Below are 13,643 nucleotides of genomic sequence, written 5' to 3' on the forward strand. Positions count from 1 at the left end.
GCCGCCTACTTGTCGTTCGGCGGGATGCTGTCGTCGGGACCGCCGGCCCGGGGCCTCAGTCCCGGCGGACCGGGCCGGCGGACCCGCCGTTCAGGCCAGGTAGCCGACGTGGGCCAGCGCCTGCTTGAGTAGGACGCCCTGCCCGCCCGGCATGTCGTTCTGCACCAGCGCCGAGGCGGCTTCCTGCGGGCTGAACCACACGAGGTCGAGCGCGTCCTGGCGGGGGCGGCAGTCGCCGGCGACCGGCACGATGTAGGCGAGGGCCACCGCGTGCTGGCGGGGGTCGTGGAACGGTGTGATCCCTTGGGTCGGGAAGTACTCGGCGACGGTGAAGGGCTGCAGGGACGGGGGGACGCGGGGGAGCGCCACGGGCCCCAGATCCTTCTCCAGATGACGCAGCAGGGCGTCGCGGACCCGCTCGTGATGCAGGACCCGCCCGGAGACGAGCGTGCGGCTGACGGTCCCGTCGGGACCGATCCGCAGCAGCAGTCCGATGCTGGTGACTTCACCGCTGTCGTCGACGCGCACAGGCACGGCTTCCACGTACAGGATGGGCATACGCGCACGCGCGAGCTCGAGTTCGTCGGGACTCAGCCAGCCGGGCGTGGTTTCGGTCGTGTCGGGCATTGCCCGATCGTACGGTCCACACCTCGTGTTGTCCGCGTGTCTGTCCAGGTCAGCCGCAAGTCACACGGACGGGAGCCGATCCGTCCCCCGACGCGGTGATGGCGCCCGTGCACATGCGGTCTCCGGGCGGGGTCTGCCGCCGCTCCGCTGGGGGCGAAGCCGGCCGGTACGCACCTCACGCCCCGTCGCCCGGGCTCGGCAGAGCTTCCCGCAAACGGCGCAGGTCGTCCGCCGGGCGGCCCAGACCGTTCAGGCCGAGCCGCGCGGCCTCCGTCCGGGCATCCGGGTGCGTGGTGAAGGCGAGATCCAGTGCCTCGCGCACCATCCACTGCTGATAGGCGAGCAAGCGGACCGCGTGGAGCTTGGCGTCGAGGAGGTCGGGGTCCGTCACCGGCAGCCGCCGCAGGCGCCCGAGCAGCCGCTGCAGGGTGACGCTCTGCCGGCCGCAGTCCCGGGCGACCTGTGCGGAGACGGGTCCCGGTTCACCGCAGGCGGCCACCGCGCTGTCCGTCGCGACCTGGGTCGCGAGCGCCTCGTCGAGAAGGCCGGTCAGCGCCTCCAACTGGGCGGCGCGCGGGATGGGCTCCACATCCCAGACGTACCCCGCCGGACCGCGAGACGATCCCGCCGGCTTCCGCGGCCGGGGAGCGAACAGTGCGCTGACGGAACCGACCGAGTGCGCTACCGGGCCAGACGCGCGCACCGCGGATCTCTGGGGTCGTGCCCGGCCGAGTGGTCAACCGGCTCCAGACCCCCGACACTGAGTGCTGAACCGTAGGTGGCCGGGCTGATCGGCCTGCACTTCGGCTCAGGAGACGATGCTGTGAATTCCTTTTCACCGGGCTTCCGCGGGCGCGCCCGTTCCCTGGCGGAGCGGCTGCCTCCCGGGCAGTACCCGACCGAGTCGTTCCCCGTGCTGTCCGCGGGGCCCACGCCGCGCGTCGCTGCCGAGGACTGGACGTTCACCGTGACCTCGGAGCTCGGCGAGGCACGCAGCTGGACCTGGGACCAGATGATGGCCCTGCCGCAGCAGGAGACCGTCCAGGACATCCACTGCGTGACGCGGTGGTCGAAGTTCGACACGCACTGGCGCGGAGTGCCCCTCGACGCCTTCCTGGAGGACGTCGAGACGGCCGCGGACTACGTCGTCGTCAGCAGCTACGGCGGTTACACGACCAACCTCCCACTGGAGGACCTGCTCAACGGCAAGGCCTGGATCGCCCACACGTACGACGGCTACCCCCTCTCACCTGAACACGGCGGACCCGCACGCCTGCTCGTGCCGCACCTCTACTTCTGGAAGTCCGCCAAGTGGGTGCACGGGCTGCGGCTGACCCTGGAAGACGATCCCGGCTTCTGGGAGTCGGTCGGCTACCACAACTACGGCGACCCGTGGCGCGAGCAGCGCAACTGGGGGGACTGACCGTGCGTATCCCGTGGCTCAGGGCGCGGCTCGTCGAGCGGCGGCCGCAGACTCCCACCGCCCGTTCGCTGGTCTTCGAGGTGCCCGGCTGGCCCGGCCATCTGGCGGGTCAGCACGTCGACGTACGGCTCACCGCCGACGACGGCTACCAGGCGGTGCGCAGCTACTCCCTGGCCGCGCCCGCGGACGGCGAGACGATCGAACTGGGCGTGCAGGCCGTGCCCGACGGGGAGGTCTCGCCCTACCTGGCCGACGACCTGCCGCCGGCGGCGGACGTGGAAGTCCGCGGGCCGCTCGGCAACTGGTTCGTGTGGCGCACCGGGCAGACCGACCCGGTGCTCCTGGTGGCAGGCGGCTCCGGTGTCGTCCCCCTGGTGGCCATGATCCGGGCACATCGTGAGGCCGACTCACGCAGCCCCTTCCATCTGCTGTATTCGGTGCGCACGCCCGAGGACATCTGGTACCGCGACCACCTGGCCGACGGTGACGAGGGCCTCGACGTCCGCATCGTGTACACCCGGCAGGCCCCGCCGGACAGCACACGCGCGCCCGGCCGCGTCACCGCGGCCGACCTCGACGATCTGACGGCCCGGCTGTTCCCGGCCAGCCCCGTCTACGTCTGCGGGCCCACCGGGTTCGTCGAGGCCGTCGGCGACCTGCTGACCGGCCTGGGGCGAGACCCCGCCACCATCCGCACCGAGCGCTTCGGATGACCCGACGACCCGCACGGGAGGTCCTCATGGCAGACGTCACCACCCACCTCGACGGCAACTGCCTCGCCGGCCCGCTCTCCGAGATCCTTGCCGTGGAGCCCACCACGGCCTGGTGGCGCTGCCCGGATTGCGCGCTGTCCGGCCCGCTCGCCGGGCTGCACGTCTACGGGCCCGAGCCCGGCCTGACCGCGCGCTGCCCCGGATGCGCGTACATCGCCCTGCGGCTCGTCCGGGAGGGTGAGTACGTCTGGCTCACGCTGGGCGGCGGCACCGGCGCTTTCCGGTTCCGTACCGCTTAGGCACGCCGCGTCTCCGCAGGCTCGGGGCACGTCCGCGTCCTCGGGCCGCCCCGGCGCGCCCCGAACCAGTGCGTGAAAGGCGGCCGTCCCGGAGGACAGCCGCCTTTCACGCGTTCTGAAGACCATGAAAGTCCGACGGTCGGCGGAAGGCGCCAGCCGCAGGAAGAGCGAGTGTGCGGCAACGGAAATCGCGTTGGCGCCTGGCAGGGCGCCCGCGCGATCCCCGGTGCGGTCGCTCAGCCCGTGGCGCGGACCGCGTCGCGGATCAGGCCGGCGACCTCCTTCGGCCGCGAGATCGCGACCGCGTGCGATGCGCCCTCGATCTCGACGACGGTGGCACCCGCCCGCTTCGCGCCGAAGCGCTGCACCTCCGGGTTGATGGCCTGGTCGGCGCCCGACACGAGAGCCCAGGACGGCCGGGTCCGCCGCCCGGCCGCGGTGGCCTTGTCGGCGAACGCCGAGGCGGCCAGCGGACGCTGGGCCACCGCCAGGACCTTTGTGACGTCGGCCGGCACATCGGCGGCGAAGACCGAGGGGGGCGAGGCCGTGCCGTGCTCTCTCGTCGGCGGCCTTCAGTTCCGGCCCTGGATCGATGCCGAGGGCGTCGGCCAGCAGGGTCCGTGCGCGCTCGTACGTCTGCACCGCTTCCGTCCGAAGGCCGCAGGCCGCCAGTAGGAGGATCAGCCGGGCCAGCAGCGGCTCGTCCAGCGGGTGGTCGACGGCGGCCCGGCGGAGCTCGGGCAGGACCGATCCGGGGATGCCGGCCGACAGACCGGCGTCGGCGGCCTCCTGAGCGGCGGCGGCGCGTTCGTGCGTGAGTGAGCGGAACGCCGTGTGAGCGCGCGCCACTTTGGGAATGTCGGCGGCCACGGGACCCCGCCACAGGGACAGCGGCTCGATGAGGAGCTCCACGGCCGGGGCCGGCGTCCCCTGGGCGGTGGCCTGCCGGGCCCGCTCACACAGCTCGCGGAAGCGCAGCAGGTCGAGGGAGCCGGTGTCGGTCCGCAGCCGGTATCCGCCCACGTTCCGCAGCAGCCAGTGGCCGCTCGCGCGAGCGGGCAGGTCCGGTTCCAGCAGGCGCCGCAGCGTACCGACGTGACGCCGCGTCACATTGACCGCGCTCTGTGGAGGACAAGGACCCCACAGCGCCTCCACGATCTCGGCCACGGAAACCGGTTCCCCGGCCCGCGCCAGCAGCAGTGCCAGCAGGGCCCTTTCCTGAGGGCTTCCGGGGCTCAGCTCCGCGCCTGCCCGGACGACCCGGAGCGGTCCGAGGACGGCGAACCGCAGCGGTTCCGGAATCACCCATGCCCCTCGGTCCTTGGCGCCAGGCGTTCACTGTACGTCACTGGAATTGTAACCGGGAGTCACACCGTTCGTCGCCTTGCTCGCGGCCCGGCACTCGGTGGTCCAGTACAGCAGGGCGAGGACCGGCAGGGCTGCGCCGAGGAGGCTGACCGCGCCCCAGCCGTCGGCCCGGTAGGCGATCGAGCCGAGCTGGGATCCGACTGCGCCGCCGATGAAGAAGGTGGCGATGAAAGCGGAGTTGAGGCGGGCCCGGGCGTGGGGGGCGAGCTGGTAGATCGTGTGCAGGCCGACGATGAGGGTGGTCTGGACGGCCATGTCGAGGAGGACGGCGGCCAGGGCGATCAGCACGATGCTGTGCCCGTAGAGGCCCGCGACGACGAAGGCCAGCGCGGCGACGGCGAACGCGATGCCGGTCGCGGGCCGTGCGTGCCCGCGGTCGGCCCAGCGTCCGGCGAGCGGGGCGACGGCCGCACCGGCGGCTCCGACGAGGGCGAACACACCGACGCCGATGGCCGAGTAGTGGAAGCGCGGGCCGGTGAGGAGGTAGGAGACGGTGGTCCAGAAGGCGCTGAACGCCCCGAACATCGCCGCCTGGTAGAGGCCGCGGCGCAGCAGTGCCGGGTGGGTGCGCAGCAGTGCGAGGGTGGAGCGCAGCACCTGGGTGTAGGGCACGGTCGTGGTGGGTTCGTGCTGCGGCAGTGCCACGCGCAGCGTCACGGCCAGGACGGCCATGAGCACGGCCGAGCCGAGGTAGACCACGCGCCAGCCGGCGAGCTCGGAGACCAGGCTGCTGACCGCCCGCGACAGCAGGATCCCGGTCAGCAGGCCACTCATCACCCGGCCCACGATCCGCCCGCGCGCGTGGTCGGGGGCGAGGCTCGCGGCGAAGGGGACCAGGATCTGGGCGACCACCGAGGTGGTGCCGCTGATCAGGGAGGCGGCCAGCAGCATGGGGAACCCGGTTGCCAGGCCCGCCGCCACCAGTGCGACGGTGGTGACGGTCAGCAGGGTGGTGATCAGGGAGCGCTTCTCCAGCCGGTCGCCGAGCGGGACCAGGAAGAGCATGCCGATCACGTAGCCGACCTGGGTGAGCGTGATCAACAGTCCCGCGGTGGCCTCGCTCAGGTGGAAGACGTCCCGCAGCGAGGGGAGCAGGGGCTGCGCGTAGTACAGGTTGGCAACCGTCATACCGCAGGCGGCGGCCAGCAGTGCGATCAGCCGGCCCGGCACACCGTGAGCCGGTGCCGTGCTTGTGGTGCGCCTGTGTGACGTTCGGACATCGATGGACTGGGACACGGGCCCCTCTTCGCAGAAGGAGCCGGGAGGGCTCGGCGTGCGGTGCGGTGACAGAGCAGCGTCCTAGGTGCTCACAGACGGCATAAGCGTCGGAGTACCCCGGTCGCTTCCCTGTTCACGGCGATGGTTCTTGATAACGGTCATCTCTTCAGGAGATGAGCGCATCCTGCACGCCCCGTGCCTCCGTGCCGGGCCCGGTGCGTCACTGTGGGACGCGGGCCCGCACCGGGTGCTTGCTCATGATCGAGACCCGGTTGAAGGCGTTGATCGTGATCGCCACCCAGATCACCGCGGAGATCTGGTCGTCGGTCAGCACCTCGCGGGCCGCGTCGTAGGCGGACTCCTGGGCCGCGGCGTCCGACGCCTCGGTGACCGACTCCGCCAGCGCGAGCGCCGCGCGTTCCTCGGGCGTGAACAGTTCCGTGTCCCGCCAGGCCGCCAGCACGCCGAGCCGCTGCATGGTCTCGCCCGCGCGCAGGGCTGCCCTGGTGTGGATGTCGAGGCAGTAGGCGCAGCCGTTGAGCTGCGAGACCCGGAGGTTGATCAGCTCCACGAGGATACGCTCGAGCCCTGCTTCCGAGGCGACGGAGCGCACGGCCTCGGACGTCTCGAGCAGGGCGTGGTAGGCCTTCGGGCTCTGCTTGTCGATGAAGATCCGTCGGCCCGCGGACTCTGTCGTACGGCTGCTCAACTGGGACTCCTTCGGGTTCGCCGCTCGGGGCTCGGTGCTCGGCTGCGCCGGCGGGATCATCGTTCTATGATCCCTGTATAATTGTTGAATGTAAAACCATCCAGGGACGGAGGGCGCTGATCCATGAGCAACGTCGAGGCGGAGTCCGCCGAAATGCGCTGCGGAGCGGCGGTGGACGACCGGCGGGAGGCGAAGGTGCCGGAGATAGAGGTGCTCACCCCGCGCGAGGTGCCGCTGGGCGGCCCACGGGCGATGCCGGTGCGGCGCACGCTGCCCCAGCGGGCCCGGACCCTGATCGGAGCCTGGTGCTTCGCGGACCACTACGGCCCCGACGACGTGGTGAAGACCGGTGGCATGGACGTCGCCCCGCACCCGCACACCGGGCTGCAGACGGTGAGCTGGCTGTTCAGCGGGGAGATCGAGCACCGTGACAGCCTGGGCAGCCACGCCTTCGTGCGGCCCGGTGAGCTGAACCTGATGACGGGCGGGTACGGCATCAGCCACTCGGAGGTGTCGACACCGGGAACCACCGTCCTGCACGGTGTGCAGCTGTGGGTGGCACTCCCCGGGGAACACCGGCACACCGCACGGGACTTCCAGCACCACGTACCCGAGCCACTCCGGATCGACGGCGCCGAACTCCGGGTCTTCCTCGGCTCCCTGGCCGGGCACGCCTCCCCGGTGCGGACCTTCACACCGCTGCTCGGCGCCGAGATCGTCCTCGATGCGGGTGCGGCGATCACGCTCGCCGTGGACCCGGACTTCGAGCATGGTCTCCTTGTCGACCACGGCGACGTCCGCATGGCCGGCACCCTGCTGTACCCGGCGGAGTTGGGGTACGCCGCACCGGGCACCGAGACCTTGACACTGGTCAACGAGTCCGCGGACACGGCCCGGGCGGTTCTGCTCGGCGGCACCCCCTTCGAGGAAGAGATCGTCATGTGGTGGAATTTCATCGGCCGCAGCCATGACGACATCGTGCGGGCCCGCGAGGAGTGGCAGAACGCCTCCGACCGCTTCGGCGCGGTCGAGGGGTACCCAGGAGATCGCCTTCCCGCCCCCGCCCTGCCGAACGCCGTCATCACGCCGCGCAAGAACCCAGCGCGCCGCTGACCTCCAGACGAAAGGCATCCCGATGAGCCAGCCGTCCGCCGCTCCCACCGTCGAGCGGGTAGACGTCAAGCAGCGTTACGAGATCCTGGTCGACGGCCGGCGCGCCGGTCTGACCGCCTACCGCGACCGCGGCGACCAGCGCGTCTTCTACCACACGGTGGTCGACGACGCCTTCGCCGGACAGGGTCTGGCCTCGCAGCTGGTCCAGCAGGCGCTGACCGACGTACGGGAGTCCGGGAAGCGGATCGTGCCGGTCTGCCCCTACGTCGCCAAGTTCCTCAAGAAGCACGAGGAGTTCGCCGACATCACTGACCCCGTCACCCCCGACATCCTGGAGTGGCTGGACGGGGAACTGGGCTGAGGCCCGGGCAGTTACGGCGGCCTCCCGCCGCCACAGGAGGGCGGTCCGGCCCGGCCGGGCCGTCCGGAGTCCGCGGTGCCAGGGCCTTGCGGACTCCGCCGCGCGTGGGGGAGCCCCTACCGGCGGCCGTCACGGGTGGGCAACCTGCGGGCAACCCGTACCGCCGGTTGTCAGAGGTGGAGGGCGACGCGGCGTGACGCGCCCTTGTGCGGCCGTCAGACGGCCGTGTCGGACCCGGCGGCGGAGGCCTCGGGCAGCAGGCCGCGCAGCGACTCGCACTGCCGGTCGTCGATCATCCCGTGCACGGCCTCGGTGACGGTCTCGGCCAGCGCCGGAGAGACCTCCCGCAGCAGCCGCCGACCCTTGTCCGTGAGGGCGACCTCGATGCCCCGCTTGTCGCCGCACACCGAACGCCGGGTCACCAGGTCCGCGTGCTGCAGACAGGCGATCTGGTAGGTCAGACGGGTCTTGGGGCGGCCCAACGACTTGGCGATCCGCGACATGCGCAGAGCGGCGCCGGGCTGGTCGGCGAGCAGGCACAGCACCAGGAACTCGTCATGCGAGACCCCGAGCGACTCCTTGACCTGGGAACGCAGCCGCTGCTCGATCGCCCCGGCAGCGGCCAGCAACTGCATCCAGGCGCGCAGTTCGGCCGGCAGCAGCGTGTCCTCGGCCGACCCTTCGCATGCGGGCAGGTCGGCGGGGGCGGGGGAGTCGGCCATGGTCCCCGAGTCTACCGGCCGTCCAGATATGGACACGGGCCCGACAGATGGGGAAATGGGCCGGACCGACCGGGGACGAACCACCGCGATCCGATGCGACGGGCCCCCTCGCTCTCACACTGCGGACGGCCCCCTTGACGCAGACCGGAGCCCGCTCGACACTCCAGTGGGGATTTCCTAGTCGATAGGTAGGGAAACATGGGACGCCTGGAGCCGGTCATCGGCCGTGTGCACCGCACACGTCGGCAGTCCCTTCTTCTGACCTCCCGCCGTCACATCGATCTGCTGCGGGTCTGCAGCGCGGCCGGCGCCTCGAGCTGAACCGGCCGTGCCGGAACCCCGCGCCCCGCCGTGCGGGCCGGGGAGCGTCACCTGCCCGCCGGGCCGCCATCCTCCGCATCTTCGCGTACCAGTACCCGGGGAGAGACATGTCCGCCCATGCCCTGACCGCACTCCCGCCGTCGTCCGTCCCGGCCTTCCGGGGCCGCATCGGCCGCGACGCACGCAGCGGTCACTACGCGGTACCCCGCCGCTACCGCCTCCATCTGTCGCTTTCCTGTCCGCACTGTCTGCGGACAGCCGTCACCCACAGCCTCCTCGGTCTCGACGAGGTCTGCCCCGTGACCCTCCTGCCCGCGGTGCCCGACGGCCCCGGCGGCGAGCATTCCGCGCTGCGCCCGCTGTACGAGGCGAGCGCCCACCACTACTCCGGGGCGGCCGTCGCGCCCGTGCTCAGCGACGAGTGGTCGGGCCGGATCGTCAGCACGCACGCCCCGGACATCATGCGCGACCTGGCCCGGCACTTCGGCGCCGGCCGCGATGCGCTGTACCCGCAGGGCGCCGACGCGGAGCTCGAGGGTGTGCGCCGCCTGTGCGAGCAGGGCCTCGAGGCGGCCGCACAGCGCGCCGGTCGCGCCGACGCCGGTGCGGAGGAGCGGGCCGCCGCGCTCACCTCGCTGCTGTGCACCCTGCGGGCGCTGGAGGGCCGGCTGGAACGTCAGGAATACGTGCTGGGCGATCAACTCACCGCCGCCGACGTTGAGTTGTGGGTGAGCCTGGTGCAACTGGACACCGTGCACCGCTGGCACCTGGACGCAGGTGCGGTGCACCGCATCGCCGGCCACCCGCATCTGTGGGCCTATGCCCGCCGGCTGGCCGCCCGTCCGGCCTTCGGCCCGCACCTCGACCTCGACGGCATCGCCCGCCGGCACCACGCGCGCTGTCGTGGTCTCGAGGCCGCGGGGGCGGCGGTGCAGATCCTCGACTGGGCCGCGTACGTGCCCGACAGCGCACCGGTACGGGCCAGTTGACGGTGTGTCCGTCCGTAGGCCGATGTATCACCTGATGGACGCACATTGACATCGGTTCCGGGGCCTGACTTACTTACGGCTCAGAACGGTCATGAGCGTCAGCGACAAGCCCTGGCTTGCTGACCGGCAACCCTCGCGCCGCGGTGGGGTGCCCCAGGTGACGACCGGACCGGGATGACGTTTCGGTAAGCGCGAGGCCCAAGGGGCCAGGACAGCGACAGGTGGCGGACATGTACGCAGCTTCCAGGACGGCCGCACGCCGTCCTCAGTGCTGCGTACAGCCGCACGCACAGTTGCTCGTCGCCAACCGGGCCGTCGACCTTCTGCGCGTCAGCAGCGCACTGTGTACCGCACCGGGCCGCGCCCGCTGTCGGGGCTGACGACTTCCACCAGCCCCGCCTCCGTGACGAACACCGCTTGAGCGGTGTGCCGTTGTCCGCCCACCCCCCGGTTCCGTGCGACCCCGTGCGCTGCCCCGCTCCGCAGAGCGATCCCCGCCCTGCCGGCCTGTCGTGGCCACGCACCGCCGCCGCGGTCCCCGGGTGTCCGACTTGCCGGAGCCCTCCATGACTGAACCCCCAGGCACAGCCGTGTCCGTCGACGCCCTGCCGATGGCCGAAGCCACCGCCGACGCCACGCCCACCGCTCCAGCCCACCCGGTCCGCGACCCCTCGCCGGACGCTTCCGGCCGACCGCTCACCGCCCAGCAGGTACAGCCCCTGCGCCGCCCCGGCCGCTGGATCGCCACGGCCGTGGTGCTGGTCGTGGTGGCCCAGTTCGTCCACGGCCTGGTCTCGAACCCCTTCTACCAGTGGGACCGGTTCGCCTACTGGTTCCTGCGCCCCACCATCGTCGACGGACTGCTGATCACTCTCGAAGTCGCCGCGCTCAGCGCCGTGGCCGGCCTGCTCGGCGGGATCGTCCTGGCGCTCGCGCGGCTCTCCCGGAGCCCCGTGCTGCGCGCCGTCAGCTGGACCTACGTATGGGCGTTGCGGTCCGTACCCCTGATCGTCGTGCTGATCTTCCTGTACAACTTCAGCGCGCTGTACCGGACGCTGAGCATCGGGGTGCCCTTCGGCCCTGCCTTCCTCACCTTCGACGAGTCCAGGCTGGCCACCGACATGGCCGTCGCCGTGGTCGGCCTGAGCCTCAACGAGGCCGCGTACGCGGCGGAGGTCGTCCGGGGCGGCATCCTCTCCGTCGACCAGGGCCAGCACGAAGCCGCCGCCGCCCTCGGCCTGCCCAGGGGCCACCAGTTCAGGAAAATCGTCTTCCCGCAGGCCCTCAGGTCCATCACCCCGAACTACGTCAACCAGCTGATCGGGCTGATCAAGAGCACCTCGCTGGTGTTCTACGTCTCGCTGCTCGATCTGTTCGGCTCGGCGCAGACCATGGGCAGTACCTACCCCGGCGACATCGTGCCGCTGCTGCTGGTCGTCACCGTCTGGTACCTGATCCTCACGAGCATCGTGTCCGTCGTCCAGTTCTACGTCGAGCGGCACTACGCCCGGGGCGCCACCCGCACCCTGCCGCCGACCCCGTTGCAGAGGCTCCGCACCGGTCTGCGTGAGCTGCGGGAACGTGCGCGCAGAGAGGCCGCCGTATGACCACCCAGACGCTCGAGACGCACTCCGCCGCGGTCGAGGTGCACGATGTGCACAAGTGGTACGGCGCCCACCGGGTGCTGGACGGCATCGAGTTGACGGTACGTCCGGGCGAGGTGACCGTGGTCCTCGGACCCTCCGGCTCGGGCAAGTCCACCCTGCTGCGGGTGATCAACCACCTGGAGAAGCCCGAAAGCGGCTATGTCAGCGTGGGCGGCGAGCCCATCGGCGTCCGCCGGCACGGGGACCGCCTCAAGGAGCTGAGCGAGCGGGTCATCCTGGCCCAGCGCAGCCGCATCGGCTTCGTCTTCCAGAACTTCAACCTCTTTCCGCACCTGACCGTGTTGGACAACGTGGCCCTGGCCCCGAGTGCGACCGGCAGGCTGACCAGGCTTGAAGCCGAGGAATTCGCCTGCGAACTGCTCGCCCGGGTCGGACTCGCCGACCGGACGGGGGCCTATCCGCGGCAGTTGTCCGGCGGCCAGCAGCAGAGGGTGGCCATCGCCCGCGCGCTCGCCCTGCGCCCCGGTGTGATCCTCTTCGACGAGCCCACCTCCGCCCTCGACCCCGAACTCGTCGGCGAAGTGCTGGCCGTCATCAAGGACCTCGCCGGCGGCGGCACCACCCTCCTCATCGTCACGCACGAGATCGCCTTCGCACGGGAGATCGCCGACCGGGTGGTCTTCATGGACGGCGGCCGCATCGTCGAGCAGGGGCCGCCCGCCGAGGTCCTCGGCAATCCACGGCACGAGCGGACCCGGGACTTCCTGAGCAAGGTGCTCTGAAGTCCGCGGCCTTGCCGTTCCCCAAGTCTCCCCCCACGCCCTCATGTTCACCGCCCACCGGACAAGGACAGCCATGCCTGCGCTCAGTCTCCGCCGCCGAATCCTTCGCGGTCTCACCGCGGGAACCGCCGTAGTCACCCTCGCCGCCGGGCTCGCCGCGTGCGGGGGCGACAGCGACGCCGCCACCACCACGGACAGCGCCTCCTCCGGCACGGTCACCGTGGGCCGGCTCTCCAACGGCGCCGCGCAACAGACCACCCTCAAGGTGCCCGAGGTCACGTCCATCAGCGCCGAGCTGCCCGCGGCCGTCCGCAAGAGCGGCAAGCTGGAGATCGGCGTCGGCGCCCTGCCCTCCGGCTTCCCGCCGCTGGCCTATGTGGGCAGCGACCAGAAGAGCCTCACCGGCGCCGAACCCGACCTCGGCCGCCTGGTGGCCGCGGTGCTCGGGCTCACGCCCGAGGTGAGGAACTCGACCTGGGAGAACCTCTTCGTCGGCATCGACAGCGGCAAGGTCGACGTCGCCTTCTCGAATGTCACCGACACCGAGGAACGCAAGAAGAAGTACGAGTTCGCCTCCTACCGCCAGGACAACCTCGGCTGGGAGGTGCCCAAGAAGAGCACCTGGAACTTCGGCGGCGACTACGAGAACCTCGCGGGCAGGACCGTCTCCGTCGGCTCCGGCACCAACCAGGAGAAGATCCTGCTGGAGTGGAAGGCCAAGCTGGCCAAGGAGGGCAAGAAGCTCACCGTCAAGTACTTCCAGGACCAAAACAGCACCTACCTGGCGCTGGCCGGCGGGAAGATCGACGCGTACTTCGGTCCCAACCCCGGTATCGCCTACCACATCACTCAGGTCGCGAACACGCCGCAGGCGACCCGGAGCGCGGGCACGTTCTCCGGCGCCGGCGAGACGCTCCAGGGCCTGATCGCGGCGACCGCGAAGAAGGACAGCGGGCTGGCCAAGCCGCTCGCCGACGCCATCAACCACCTGATCGAGAACGGCCAGTACGCCAAGTGGCTGGCCGCCTGGAACCTCTCGAACGAGGCCGTCACCAAGTCCGAGATCAACCCGCCCGGCCTGCCGGTCGACAACTCCTGATCCCCGCGGCACCGCGACCGGCCGCAGCTCGCACCCGTGTGGGCATCCGGCACCGCCATCGGGGCCGGATGCCCGGCCGGTGGCCGCACACCAGGAACAGAGACCGCGACCAGGGCGTTATCACGGGGAGATGTGCCCGGCGCGCCCGCCGCGCCCGACGTACGGAGGTGACGGACGTGACACATGCACCGCGCACCGTCCGCCTGCACTCCCGGCCCCACATCGATCTGCTGCGCGTGGCCGGCGCGCTCTGTCGCTCCTGACCCCTCCCCGGCCCGGGCCGGGGCTCTCA

16 protein-coding genes, 2 pseudogenes and 1 riboswitch are annotated in these 13,643 nt (G+C 71.2%); of the genes and pseudogenes, 11 read left to right on the forward strand and 7 right to left on the reverse strand.

Going from position 1 to position 13,643, the window contains the following annotated elements; all coding sequences use genetic code 11:
- Window positions 1–90: 90 nt before the first annotated feature.
- Window positions 91–627 (reverse strand): NUDIX hydrolase family protein, encoded by a 537-nt coding sequence (locus tag ACQEXA_RS45170; protein WP_359391396.1) that lies wholly within the window; start codon window positions 625–627, stop codon window positions 91–93.
- Window positions 628–802: 175 nt separating this feature from the next.
- The gene (locus ACQEXA_RS45175; RefSeq protein WP_432925157.1) at window positions 803–1,216 is read right to left on the reverse strand and encodes a hypothetical protein; all 414 of its coding nucleotides are present in this window, start codon (window positions 1,214–1,216) and stop codon (window positions 803–805) included.
- Between the two features lie 234 nt (window positions 1,217–1,450).
- Between ACQEXA_RS45175 and ACQEXA_RS45180 the strand changes: the two genes are divergently transcribed.
- Genes ACQEXA_RS45180 through ACQEXA_RS45190 form a run of 3 tightly spaced genes read left to right on the forward strand, consistent with a single transcriptional unit; the run spans window position 1,451 to window position 3,062 of the window.
- Entirely contained in the window at window positions 1,451–2,050 is a 600-nt protein-coding gene (locus tag ACQEXA_RS45180; protein WP_432925155.1) for a sulfite oxidase-like oxidoreductase, read from the forward strand.
- Between the two features lie 2 nt (window positions 2,051–2,052).
- The gene (locus ACQEXA_RS45185; protein ID WP_432925153.1) at window positions 2,053–2,763 is read left to right on the forward strand and encodes a ferredoxin reductase; all 711 of its coding nucleotides are present in this window, start codon (window positions 2,053–2,055) and stop codon (window positions 2,761–2,763) included.
- Window positions 2,764–2,789: 26 nt separating this feature from the next.
- A complete protein-coding gene (locus ACQEXA_RS45190) occupies window positions 2,790–3,062 on the forward strand; it encodes a DUF6510 family protein (RefSeq protein WP_432925151.1) in 273 nt (90 codons plus the stop codon).
- A gap of 236 nt (window positions 3,063–3,298) precedes the next feature.
- Here ACQEXA_RS45190 and ACQEXA_RS45195 read toward each other — a convergent pair.
- Window positions 3,299–3,598: pseudogene (locus ACQEXA_RS45195) on the reverse strand (alpha/beta fold hydrolase); the annotation flags it as partial.
- Between ACQEXA_RS45195 and ACQEXA_RS45200 the strand changes: the two are divergent.
- Entirely contained in the window at window positions 3,561–3,737 is a 177-nt protein-coding gene (locus tag ACQEXA_RS45200; protein WP_432925149.1) for a hypothetical protein, read from the forward strand. The pseudogene ACQEXA_RS45195 and the gene ACQEXA_RS45200 overlap by 38 nt on opposite strands.
- On the opposite strand, the pseudogene ACQEXA_RS45205 reads toward ACQEXA_RS45200, so the two are convergent.
- The 3 genes and pseudogenes from ACQEXA_RS45205 to ACQEXA_RS45215 all read right to left on the reverse strand — a co-directional run.
- Window positions 3,681–4,367 (reverse strand): annotated as a pseudogene (locus tag ACQEXA_RS45205) (AfsR/SARP family transcriptional regulator); the annotation flags it as partial. The gene ACQEXA_RS45200 and the pseudogene ACQEXA_RS45205 overlap by 57 nt on opposite strands.
- Window positions 4,368–4,397: 30 nt before the next feature.
- On the reverse strand, window positions 4,398–5,600 hold the full coding sequence (locus ACQEXA_RS45210; protein ID WP_432925147.1) for an MFS transporter: 1,203 nt from the start codon (window positions 5,598–5,600) through the stop codon (window positions 4,398–4,400).
- A 268-nt stretch (window positions 5,601–5,868) separates the two neighbouring features.
- Window positions 5,869–6,417 carry a carboxymuconolactone decarboxylase family protein gene (locus ACQEXA_RS45215; protein ID WP_432925145.1) on the reverse strand — a complete coding sequence of 183 codons (549 nt, stop codon included), beginning with the start codon at window positions 6,415–6,417 and terminating at the stop codon, window positions 5,869–5,871.
- A gap of 63 nt (window positions 6,418–6,480) precedes the next feature.
- Between ACQEXA_RS45215 and ACQEXA_RS45220 the strand changes: the two genes are divergently transcribed.
- Window positions 6,481–7,470 (forward strand): pirin family protein, encoded by a 990-nt coding sequence (locus ACQEXA_RS45220; RefSeq protein WP_432925143.1) that lies wholly within the window; start codon window positions 6,481–6,483, stop codon window positions 7,468–7,470.
- Between the two features lie 22 nt (window positions 7,471–7,492).
- Window positions 7,493–7,831: a GNAT family N-acetyltransferase gene (locus ACQEXA_RS45225; RefSeq protein WP_432925141.1), complete on the forward strand. Its 339-nt coding sequence runs from the start codon at window positions 7,493–7,495 to the stop codon at window positions 7,829–7,831.
- A gap of 215 nt (window positions 7,832–8,046) precedes the next feature.
- Here the strand turns inward: ACQEXA_RS45225 and ACQEXA_RS45230 are convergent, their stop codons facing one another.
- Window positions 8,047–8,553 carry a MarR family winged helix-turn-helix transcriptional regulator gene (locus tag ACQEXA_RS45230; protein ID WP_432925139.1) on the reverse strand — a complete coding sequence of 169 codons (507 nt, stop codon included), beginning with the start codon at window positions 8,551–8,553 and terminating at the stop codon, window positions 8,047–8,049.
- Between the two features lie 428 nt (window positions 8,554–8,981).
- Between ACQEXA_RS45230 and ACQEXA_RS45235 the strand changes: the two genes are divergently transcribed.
- The 5 genes from ACQEXA_RS45235 to ACQEXA_RS45255 all read left to right on the forward strand — a co-directional run bounded on the left by ACQEXA_RS45235 (window position 8,982) and on the right by ACQEXA_RS45255 (window position 13,614).
- The gene (locus ACQEXA_RS45235) at window positions 8,982–9,863 is read left to right on the forward strand and encodes a glutathione S-transferase C-terminal domain-containing protein (RefSeq protein ID WP_432925137.1); all 882 of its coding nucleotides are present in this window, start codon (window positions 8,982–8,984) and stop codon (window positions 9,861–9,863) included.
- 87 nt (window positions 9,864–9,950) lie between these two features.
- A riboswitch (SAM riboswitch) is annotated at window positions 9,951–10,061 on the forward strand.
- Window positions 10,062–10,429: 368 nt separating this feature from the next.
- Complete coding sequence (locus ACQEXA_RS45240) at window positions 10,430–11,470, forward strand: amino acid ABC transporter permease (protein ID WP_432925135.1); 1,041 nt, start codon at window positions 10,430–10,432, stop codon at window positions 11,468–11,470.
- Window positions 11,467–12,252: an amino acid ABC transporter ATP-binding protein gene (locus ACQEXA_RS45245; protein ID WP_432925133.1), complete on the forward strand. Its 786-nt coding sequence runs from the start codon at window positions 11,467–11,469 to the stop codon at window positions 12,250–12,252. The genes ACQEXA_RS45240 and ACQEXA_RS45245 overlap by 4 nt, the downstream gene beginning before the upstream one ends.
- Window positions 12,253–12,325: 73 nt before the next feature.
- Window positions 12,326–13,351: an ABC transporter substrate-binding protein gene (locus ACQEXA_RS45250; protein ID WP_433132828.1), complete on the forward strand. Its 1,026-nt coding sequence runs from the start codon at window positions 12,326–12,328 to the stop codon at window positions 13,349–13,351.
- A 68-nt stretch (window positions 13,352–13,419) separates the two neighbouring features.
- Complete coding sequence (locus ACQEXA_RS45255; protein ID WP_432925129.1) at window positions 13,420–13,614, forward strand: putative leader peptide; 195 nt, start codon at window positions 13,420–13,422, stop codon at window positions 13,612–13,614.
- Window positions 13,615–13,643 lie beyond the last annotated feature (29 nt).

This window comes from Streptomyces sp. CA-106110 (genome assembly GCF_050936285.1).
In the GTDB taxonomy this organism is placed as follows: domain Bacteria; phylum Actinomycetota; class Actinomycetes; order Streptomycetales; family Streptomycetaceae; genus Streptomyces.

Excerpts from the sequence above, each read along its gene's own strand:
- ACQEXA_RS45170 (WP_359391396.1), bottom strand. The coding sequence starts at position 627 with ATGCCCGACACGACCGAAACCACGCCCGGCTGGCTGAGTCCCGACGAA.
- ACQEXA_RS45235 (WP_432925137.1), top strand. The coding sequence starts at position 8,982 with ATGTCCGCCCATGCCCTGACCGCACTCCCGCCGTCGTCCGTCCCGGCC.
- ACQEXA_RS45240 (WP_432925135.1), top strand. The coding sequence starts at position 10,430 with ATGACTGAACCCCCAGGCACAGCCGTGTCCGTCGACGCCCTGCCGATG.
- ACQEXA_RS45255 (WP_432925129.1), top strand. The coding sequence starts at position 13,420 with ATGCCCGGCCGGTGGCCGCACACCAGGAACAGAGACCGCGACCAGGGC.
- ACQEXA_RS45190 (WP_432925151.1), top strand. The coding sequence starts at position 2,790 with ATGGCAGACGTCACCACCCACCTCGACGGCAACTGCCTCGCCGGCCCG.
- ACQEXA_RS45225 (WP_432925141.1), top strand. The coding sequence starts at position 7,493 with ATGAGCCAGCCGTCCGCCGCTCCCACCGTCGAGCGGGTAGACGTCAAG.
- ACQEXA_RS45230 (WP_432925139.1), bottom strand. The coding sequence starts at position 8,553 with ATGGCCGACTCCCCCGCCCCCGCCGACCTGCCCGCATGCGAAGGGTCG.
- ACQEXA_RS45215 (WP_432925145.1), bottom strand. The coding sequence starts at position 6,417 with ATGATCCCGCCGGCGCAGCCGAGCACCGAGCCCCGAGCGGCGAACCCG.
- ACQEXA_RS45220 (WP_432925143.1), top strand. The coding sequence starts at position 6,481 with ATGAGCAACGTCGAGGCGGAGTCCGCCGAAATGCGCTGCGGAGCGGCG.
- ACQEXA_RS45250 (WP_433132828.1), top strand. The coding sequence starts at position 12,326 with ATGCCTGCGCTCAGTCTCCGCCGCCGAATCCTTCGCGGTCTCACCGCG.
- ACQEXA_RS45245 (WP_432925133.1), top strand. The coding sequence starts at position 11,467 with ATGACCACCCAGACGCTCGAGACGCACTCCGCCGCGGTCGAGGTGCAC.